This is a genomic window from Streptomyces niveiscabiei (genome assembly GCF_001419795.1).
GTDB classification, from domain to species: domain Bacteria; phylum Actinomycetota; class Actinomycetes; order Streptomycetales; family Streptomycetaceae; genus Streptomyces; species Streptomyces niveiscabiei.
Window position 1 is genome coordinate 1 of the sequence record NZ_LIRL01000784.1, and the last position, 8,342, is coordinate 8,342.

An 8,342-nucleotide genomic window follows, 5' to 3' on the forward strand; every position below is an offset into this window, starting at 1 on the left:
CCCCTGGACGATCTCGGCCCGGTAGCCGGGTACGTCCAACCCGTCGAGGGTCGTCAGGAACACCTCGAAGTCGTGCGGCTCGATGTCGCTCGTCGTCGCTCGTCCTGTCACCGGCACCACGATGCGCCCCTCCCGCCCTGCCCACACAGACCAGCCACCACTCAGAGTATCCGATCAATTACGCCCCCGTATCCCATCCTTGACCCGCCCATGGCCATCTCCTGGTTCCGCCTCGAACTCAAGGGCCGCAAGCATCTACGCGGGTAGTCATACCCGTACCCCTCGCGCGCTCCAGGAGCCCCCTCATGCCCAAGTCCCCTTGGAACCGACGTCAGTTCATGCAGAAGTCGGCCGTCACCGGTGCCGCGGTCGCCGCCGCGGGCGCGGTGGGCGCACCGGCCGCGCAGGCGGCACAACCTGAGAAGTGCCGGACGAAGAAATGGTCGTTCTCGATTCTCGGCACGACGGACCTGCACAGCCACGTATTCGACTGGGACTACTACAAGGATGCCGCGTACAGCGACAGCAAAGGTAACTCTGTAGGGGTAGCCCGGGTGGCCACCCTCATCAAGGAGCAGCGGAAAGCGAAAGGCGAGGAGAGAGTTCTCCTCGTCGACGCGGGCGACATCATCCAGGGAACGTCGCTCGCCTATTACTTCGCCCGCGTCGCACCGATCACCGAGAAGGGCGGCCCGAAGCACCCGATGGCCGTCGCGATGAACCACATGCGGTACGACGCCGCCGCGCTCGGGAACCACGAGTTCAACTACGGAATCGACACCCTGCGCAAGTTCGAGAAGCAGTGCCGTTTCCCGCTGCTCGGCGCGAACGCGCTCGACGCGAAGACCCTCAAGCCCGCTTTCCAGCCGTACGCGGTGAAGCGCATCCGCGTCCCCGGCGCCCCGGACATCAAGGTCGGCATTCTCGGTCTGACGAATCCCGGAATCGCCCTGTGGGACAAGGACAACGTCAGCGGGAAAATGGTGTTCCCCGGCCTGGTGGAGCAGGCGAAGAAATTCGTCCCCCGGCTGCGCGCCCTCGGCTGCGACGTCGTCTTCCTGACCGACCACTCCGGTCTGGACGGCTCGTCGTCGTACGGCGACGAGCTGCCGTACGTGGAGAACGCCTCCAACCTGGTCGCCCAGCAGGTCCCCGGCATCGACGCGATCCTCGTCGGCCACACACACGTCGAGGTGCCGTCGTACACCGTGACGAACGAGGAGACCGGCGAGGACGTCCTCCTCTCGGAACCCTATTGCTGGGGATACCGGCTCAGCGTCTTCGACTTCGAGGTCGAATGGGTACGCGGACAGTGGAAGGTCACGAAGAAGACCGCCACCACGCTCGACCCGAAGAACGTCGACGAGGACCCGGAGATCAAGAAACTCCTCGAAGCGGACCACGAATTGGTCGTGAAGTACGTCAACACCGCGGTGGGAACCTGCACCGCCGACCTCTCGGCCGCCGATTCCTGCTGGAAGGACGTCCCGATCATGGACTTCATCCACCAGGTCCAGATCGACAGCGTGAAAGCGGGACTTTCCGCCGCGGATGCCGCGCTCCCGCTGATTTCCGTCGCCGCGCCTTTCAGCCGCACCGCCGACATTCCGCAGGGCTCGGTCACCATCAAGGACATCGCCGGGCTCTACATCTACGACAACACCCTGTACGGGAAGAAGCTCACCGGCGTACAGCTCAAGGACTACCTGGAGTACGCGGCGAAGTACTACCACCAGGTGCCGAGCGGGACGAAGGTGGATACCGCCACCCTCACCAACGCCAACAGCTTCTGGGACTACATGTACGACACGGCGGCCGGCGTGGACTACGAGATCGACATCGCGCAGCCGGAGGGGTCCCGGATCAAGAACCTCTCGTACGGGGGGAAGCCGGTCGCCGACGACCAGGTGTTCGTCGTCGCGGTCAACAACTACCGGGCGAACGGCGGTTCCGGGTACCCGCACATCGCCGCCGCCGAGATCGCGTACAGCTCCACGAACGAGATCCGGCAGCTGATGATCGACTACGTGACCACGAAGAAGACGCTGGACCCGGCGGACTTCGCGGACGTCAACTGGAAGCTGACGCAGGGCGGGACGCCGGTGTTCTGAGCCGTACCGGAGAGCTACCTCTCAGGTAGGGGGCCGTCCGGACGGGCGGCCCCGTGCCCTTCCGACGGGTGACCCCTGTGCCCTCCCGACCTCACAAATAAACCTTTTCGGGCATATGATACTTCTGACCGAGAAGGTGAGTGTCATGCGTGTACTTCTCAAGGCGTCACTCGACACCGAACGGGCCAACGACGCGATCCGCACCGGCAAGATGCCCCAGCTGATGGAGGAGGCGCTCGGTCAACTCGACCCGGAGGCCGCCTACTTCACCCTCGACCACGGCCGCCGCACGGCCTACCTCGTCCTCGACATCCAGGACAGCTCCGAGATGCCGAAGATCGGCGAGTCCTTCTTCCTCGACTTCGGCGCCGAGATCGACGTGACCCCGGTCATGAACCGGGAGGACCTCGCGAGGGGCCTCTCCCAGCTCACGTGACCCCGCTCAGCTGAACACGATCATCGACCCCTGCGCCAGGCTCCGCGTCGCCGCAGCGTGCAGCCCCAGCCACACGTGCCGCTCGCGGGCGAAGGGGCTGGGATCGTACGGCGCCGGTCCGGCGGGCTCCTCCAACTCCGTCGGCGCGGACGGGGGTTGCGGTGGCGCCGGCGGGTTGGCCGGATCGATGCCGATCGCGGGGGCGACGTACTCCAGCTCCCGCAGCAGCGCCTGCGAGGAGCCCAACGGGCCGCCCCCGGCGAGGAGTTCGTCGTTGGACAGCGGCGCCGGGAAATCCACCGGCACGTACGCGCCCGCGTGGTCGTAGTGCCACACCAGGTGCGACTGCTGCGCGGTCCCCTCGAACATCTCCAGCAACTGCTCGTAGTCCCCGCCGAGTTCACCGACCGGCGTCACCGGCAGACCGCACACCTGCAACAGGTAGACGCGCCGCAGGAAATGCAGCGCGTCGTAGTCGAACCCCGCCACCGGCGCGACCTCTCCGGACAGGCCCGGCATGTACTGGTACACCGGCACCGGCGGGAGCCCGCTCTCGGCGAGCACGTTGTTGTACTGCGCGAGTTCGTCCGCGAACGGGTTGTCGGGGGTGTGGCACAACACGTCCACGAGCGGTACCAGCCACAGGTCACAGGCCAAAGAAGTACTCCTCTTCCGAAGTCACCCAGCGCACTCGTCCGGTCAGGGAAGGGTAGTCGCTGCCGCTTCCGTCAGCTCCCCTCGTGCAGGTCCCATACCCATACGCCGCCCACCCGCTCACCGGGCCGCCCCACCAGCTTCTCCACGGTCTCACGCAGCTGCTCGGCGTACCTCCCTGGGGGTACGACCAGCGCCCCCGCCCGCCACCCGGCGAGATCGGCCCGCGCCTGCCGCCGCGCCGCCGCGTCCACCACAGGTACTACACCGGTAACACGGACGTCGGAGAACAGCGCCGAGGTGAAGTTCAGCGGAACCCCGTACACCCCGCTCCGGTCCCCGTCCCCGTACGGCCCGTTGAAGTACCCGCCGGGCATCCGGAAGCCCAGCCCCGCGACGACCTGCCAGCGCAGCGCCCCGGCGTCCTGCGGGTCCGCCAGAGGTGCGGGTACGAGGGTCTCCCCACCCCGTACGTACGCCTTCCAGGCGCCGTCCGTGAAGAACGCGGGTACGGCGGCCCGGGGTTCGGACGTGAGCGGCGCCGGTACCAGCGGCAGCAGCGCGACGCAGACCGCCGCGAGCCCGGCGTACCGCTCCCGGCGGGGCCGCCGGGCCAGCCGCTCCACGGCGATCGCGACCAGCATCCCGAGGACGGGCGCGCAGACCATCGCCACCCGCCCCTCGATCACTGAGTCGAACAGCGGGAGCCGCCCGAACAGCGCCCAGGGACCAGGGAGGACCACATCCGTGAGAGGTACGCCGATCCGGGGACCGAGGGACAGCAGCGCGGCGACGGACGCGGTGGCCCCCAGGACCCGTACCACCGGAGTACTACGCCACAGCAGCACCGTGACCGCGAGCGCCAGCAGCACCAGCGGAAAGCCGTAGAAGGCGTTCTGCTCGGTCGGGTTGAGGGAGAGTACGTCGGCCCGCGTCGCGTCCCCGGCGATCAGCGAGCGCTCGGCGAACGACAGCAGCGCGAGCGGGCTGTTGCCGGCGTTCGTGCCGTGGTCGATCCCCGTGTAGCTCTGCGGCCCGTGGAACTGCCACAGCAGCGGGTAGCAGACGAGCGGCAGGCACACCGACGCCGCGACCGCGAGCCCCCGCAGCAGCCCCGGCGCCGCCCGCCGCGCGACGTCCGGCCGTACGACCGCGTACCCGACGGCGAAGACGGTCATCCCCAACGCGGCCAGCAGCAGGGCCTCTTCGCCCAGGAAGCACTGGTAGGCCGCCATCAGGCCGAGCGCGATCGCGTTCCGCGTCGGCCGGGTGCCCTCGCACAGCCGCAGAGCGCGTTCGACGATCGGCGGGATCATGAACAGGACGACGAAGTTGGGGTGCGCGTTGGCGTGGCTCACCATCGGCGGCGCGAACGCGGCGAGGGCCGCGCCGAGGAACGCGGCCGGTCGGTGGCGCACAACTCGCGTGACCAGCAGGCGATACCAGGCGATGGCCGTGGCCGCGAGGCCCAGCGTCATGCAGAGGCTGAGCGCAACCGCCGGGCCCAGCAGGAGAGTTACGGGGGTCAGGGGCACCGACAGGCCCAACATGACCGTGTTCGCCATGAGGTTGACGCCGTCGGGGTAGCCCTGGAGGTCGGTGAAGAGGGGGTTGCGCAGGTGCGCGACGTTGTCCGCCGTCACCGCGAAGAACCACTCCCACTGGTTCTGGTCCTGGAGGGAGTCGGTGAGGTAGCGGCCGTCCGGGTCGAAGAGGCGGCCGGAGTACAGGATCACCGAGAACGCGAGGAACAGCAGCGCGGCCAGGACGCCGGAACGGTTCAGGCGTATCAGGTCGGCGAGGAAGCGCGGGTAGTCCAACGGGCGGAGTTTCGAACCCGGTTGGTGCGCCCAGCGCACCGGGACCTCGGTGACCGTACGGCCGCCTTGACGCAGCCGGCGCAGGACCTCGACGTCGGTCGCCCAGCCGTCGAGGCGGGAGCCGGCGTACGCGTCGCGGGCGGCCTCGCCGTCGTACAGCTTGAAGCCGCACTGGGTGTCGCGGATGCCGGGGAGGGTGGTGCGGCGGATGAGGAAGTTGCCCGCGCTGCCCAGGAGTTGGCGCAGCCGGTCGGGGCGGGCCTCGACGGTGGCACCGGGGGCGGAGCGGGAGGCTATCGCCGCGCCGCCGTCCGTCAGTTCCTTCTCCAGATGCTCCAACTCCTCGACGGGAGTGGCGAGATCGGCGTCCGTGACGAGGACGCGGCGGCCCCGGGAGGCGGCGACCCCGAGCCGGAGGGCGTGCCCTTTGCCCTTGTTCCGGGGGGAGTTGAGGAGACGGACGCGGGGATCGGCCGCCGCGCGCTCGGTGACGAGGGCGGCGGTGGCGTCGGTCGAGCCGTCGTCGACGACGATCAACTCCCAGGAACGGGAGGGGGTCCGGTCGAGGTGGGCGGTGACGGCGTCGAGGGTGGGGGCGAGGCGGTGCTCCTCGTTGTAGGCGGGGACGACGACGGAGAGGTCGACGTTTTCTGTAACCGTTTTCTCACCCGTTTCCGTCCGGCTCATCCGGCGGTGGCCAGTCGCTCGATCAGCGCCACCGAGTCCCTGTTGTACGCGTCGAGGAGCGCCCGCGCCGTGGCCGTGTCGTGGCCGGCGAGGGCGTCGATGAGGTCGGTGTGGTGGGCCCAGAGGTGGCCGCGCAGATCGGTGAGGCGGCGCAGGTGCTGGACGGCGCACACCCAGGACTGCACGCGCAGCCGGTTGAGGAAGTCCGCGAGGTAGGGGTTGCCGAAGAGGATGCTCAGCTCCCGCCAGAACCGCAGGTCGTACCCGATGAGTACGGTGAGGTCACCCGCCGCGGCGGCCCGCTGCGCCTCCTCACCCCTGCGGCGTACCCCGGCGATCGCCGCGGCCACCCCCGGGTCCCTCGGATCGCGCAGCTTGGCCCGGTCCCTCTCGGCGGCCAGGAACATGCCCCCCATGACGAGTGCGCGGGCCTCGACCATCTCCCGGTAGTCCGCCGCGGAGTACTCGTGGACCCGGAACCCCCGGTGCTGGTCGGCCTCCAGCAGCCCCTGCGCGGAGAGGTCCACGAGCGCCTCGCGGACCGGGGTCGCGGAGACCCCGTACTGTTCGGCGATCTCCTTGACCGTGAACTCCTGGCCCGGCTGGAGCCGGCCCCCCAGCACCTCGTCGCGAAGGGCCTCGGCGATCTGCTGCCGCAGAGTGCTGCGGGTCACGGCGCCGTTGCCGCTGCCGGCGGACATGGTCGGGGGCCTCCTTCGTCCTTCGTCACGTTCGACGCGCGGCCGGCCGGCGGGGTGTCGCCGGAGCCCGTGGGGTGACGTACTCGCCTATACCTACGAGCACGCCACCTTACGCGTTCGAATCGCAAGAAGGCCTAATCGCGCGATACCCCCTCAGGGGTACCCCGCTACGACCCCAGGACTACGCGGAGTGCCCGGCCGAGTACCCGCTCGTGTGCTCGTCGGCCACGGAGAGTGCCGCGTCCAGCGCCGCGAAGCCCTCCTTCAGTTCCTCCTCGGTGACGTTGCACGGCGGGACGACGTGGGTGCGGTTCATGTTGACGAAGGGCCACAGGCCGTTCTTCTTCGCGGCGGCGGCGAAGGCGGCCATCGGCGCGTTCGCCTCGCCGGCCGCGTTGTACGGCACCAGCGGCTCGCGCGTCTCCTGGTCCTTCACCAGCTCCAGCGCCCAGAACATGCCGGCCCCGCGGACCTCGCCGACGCTCGGGTGCCGCGCGGCCAGCTCCCGCAGCGCCGGGCCCACGACGTCAGCGCCGAGCCGCTTCGCGTTCTCGACGACGCCCTCCTCGGCCATCACGTTGATCGTCGCGACCGCCGCCGCACACGCCAGAGGGTGACCCGAGTACGTCAGACCTCCGGGGTACGGCCGCTTGGCGAACGTCTCCGCGATCTCCCCCGAGATGGCCACGCCCCCGAGCGGGACGTACCCCGAGTTGACGCCTTTCGCGAAGGTCATCAGGTCCGGTACGACGCCGAAGAGGCCGGCGGCGAACCACTCGCCGGTCCGCCCGAACCCGGCCATGACCTCGTCCAGGATGAAGACGATGCCGTACTTGTCGCACAGCTCCCTCACTCCCGAGAGGTAGCCCGGAGGGGGGACCATGATGCCGGCGGTGCCGGGGATCGTCTCCAGGATCAGGGCGGCGATCGTCGCCGGGCCCTCGAAGGCGATCGTCGTCTCCAGGTGCTCCAGGGCGCGCGCGGTCTCCTGTTCCTCGGTCTCCGCGTAGAACCGGGTGCGGTAGAGGTAGGGGGCCCAGAAGTGGACGACCCCGGCGGAGGCGCTGTCGGAGGCCCAGCGGCGGGGGTCCCCCGTGAGGTTGACGGCCTGCTGCGTACCCCCGTGGTACGAGCGGTACGCCGAGAGGACCTTGGTCCGGCCGGTGTGCACCCGCGCCATGCGGACGGCGTGCTCGACCGCGTCCGCGCCCGCGTTGGTGAAGAAGATCTTGTCCAGGTCGCCGGGGGTCCGCTCGGCGATCAGCCGGGCCGCCTCCGAGCGGGCCTCGACCGCGAACGCCGGTGCGAACGTGGTGAGCCGGGCCGCCTGCTCCTGGATCGCCGCGACGACCTTCGGGTGCTGGTAGCCGATGTTCGTGAAGACGAGGCCGCTCGTGAAGTCGAGGTACCGGTTCCCGTCGTAGTCCCAGAAGTACGACCCCTGCGCGCCGGCCACGGCGAGCGGGTCGATGAGGTCCTGGGCGGACCAGGAGTGGAAGACGTGCGCACGGTCCGCCGCCTTCACTGCGGCGCCTGCCTGGGGGTCGGTCTCAAGGGTCATGGGAGTGAGCGTAAATGTCCGCGATGCGGAAAGGTATCGGCGTCCTGTGCTGTGGGGGTGAGGAATCCGCGACAGGTTGTCGGGGGTGAGGGGCGGGGAGGGGCCAGGCGCGGGGGTAGTACCCGCGTAGTACAGGGGTACTACCCGCGCGCCCGGTGCCGGACCTCGCTCAGTACTCCCAGACCCACCAGCCGGCCTTGAACCCGTCCGAGCCGTCCTTGTACCTGCAGAAGTGGTAGAACCTCGTCTGCTCCGTCCAGAAGTTGGCCCGCACGGAACACTCCGCGGAGCTCGCGGTCCACTCCCTGGGGCCGCTCTTGAGGATCTTCGCGGTCGGCGCGGAGACGGTGGAGGAGGTGGCGGGGGTGGAGG

7 protein-coding genes are annotated in these 8,342 nt (G+C 69.3%); 2 read left to right on the top strand and 5 right to left on the bottom strand.

The genetic code is table 11. From position 1 onward, the window contains the following. The first annotated feature begins 305 nt into the window (after window positions 1-305). Complete coding sequence (locus tag AOK24_RS33515; protein ID WP_055723777.1) at window positions 306-2,111, top strand: bifunctional metallophosphatase/5'-nucleotidase; 1,806 nt, start codon at window positions 306-308, stop codon at window positions 2,109-2,111. Between the two features lie 145 nt (window positions 2,112-2,256). Continuing rightward, a complete protein-coding gene (locus AOK24_RS33520) occupies window positions 2,257-2,547 on the top strand; it encodes a hypothetical protein (RefSeq protein WP_055723782.1) in 291 nt (96 codons plus the stop codon). Window positions 2,548-2,553: 6 nt separating this feature from the next. On the opposite strand, the gene AOK24_RS33525 is transcribed toward AOK24_RS33520, so the two are convergent. The 5 genes from AOK24_RS33525 to AOK24_RS33545 all read right to left on the bottom strand — a co-directional run. Then, complete coding sequence (locus tag AOK24_RS33525) at window positions 2,554-3,204, bottom strand: hypothetical protein (RefSeq protein ID WP_055723778.1); 651 nt, start codon at window positions 3,202-3,204, stop codon at window positions 2,554-2,556. A 71-nt stretch (window positions 3,205-3,275) separates the two neighbouring features. Continuing rightward, window positions 3,276-5,708, bottom strand: a complete 2,433-nt coding sequence (locus tag AOK24_RS33530; RefSeq protein WP_055723779.1) for a dolichyl-phosphate beta-glucosyltransferase — start codon at window positions 5,706-5,708, stop codon at window positions 3,276-3,278. Then, the gene (locus AOK24_RS33535; protein WP_055723780.1) at window positions 5,705-6,409 is read right to left on the bottom strand and encodes a GntR family transcriptional regulator; all 705 of its coding nucleotides are present in this window, start codon (window positions 6,407-6,409) and stop codon (window positions 5,705-5,707) included. The genes AOK24_RS33530 and AOK24_RS33535 overlap by 4 nt, the downstream gene beginning before the upstream one ends. A gap of 181 nt (window positions 6,410-6,590) precedes the next feature. Beyond that, a complete protein-coding gene (locus AOK24_RS33540; RefSeq protein WP_055723781.1) occupies window positions 6,591-7,970 on the bottom strand; it encodes an aspartate aminotransferase family protein in 1,380 nt (459 codons plus the stop codon). A 169-nt stretch (window positions 7,971-8,139) separates the two neighbouring features. Next, window positions 8,140-8,342: hypothetical protein (locus AOK24_RS33545; RefSeq protein WP_159052069.1), on the bottom strand; the 203-nt coding region annotated here is incomplete at its 5' end.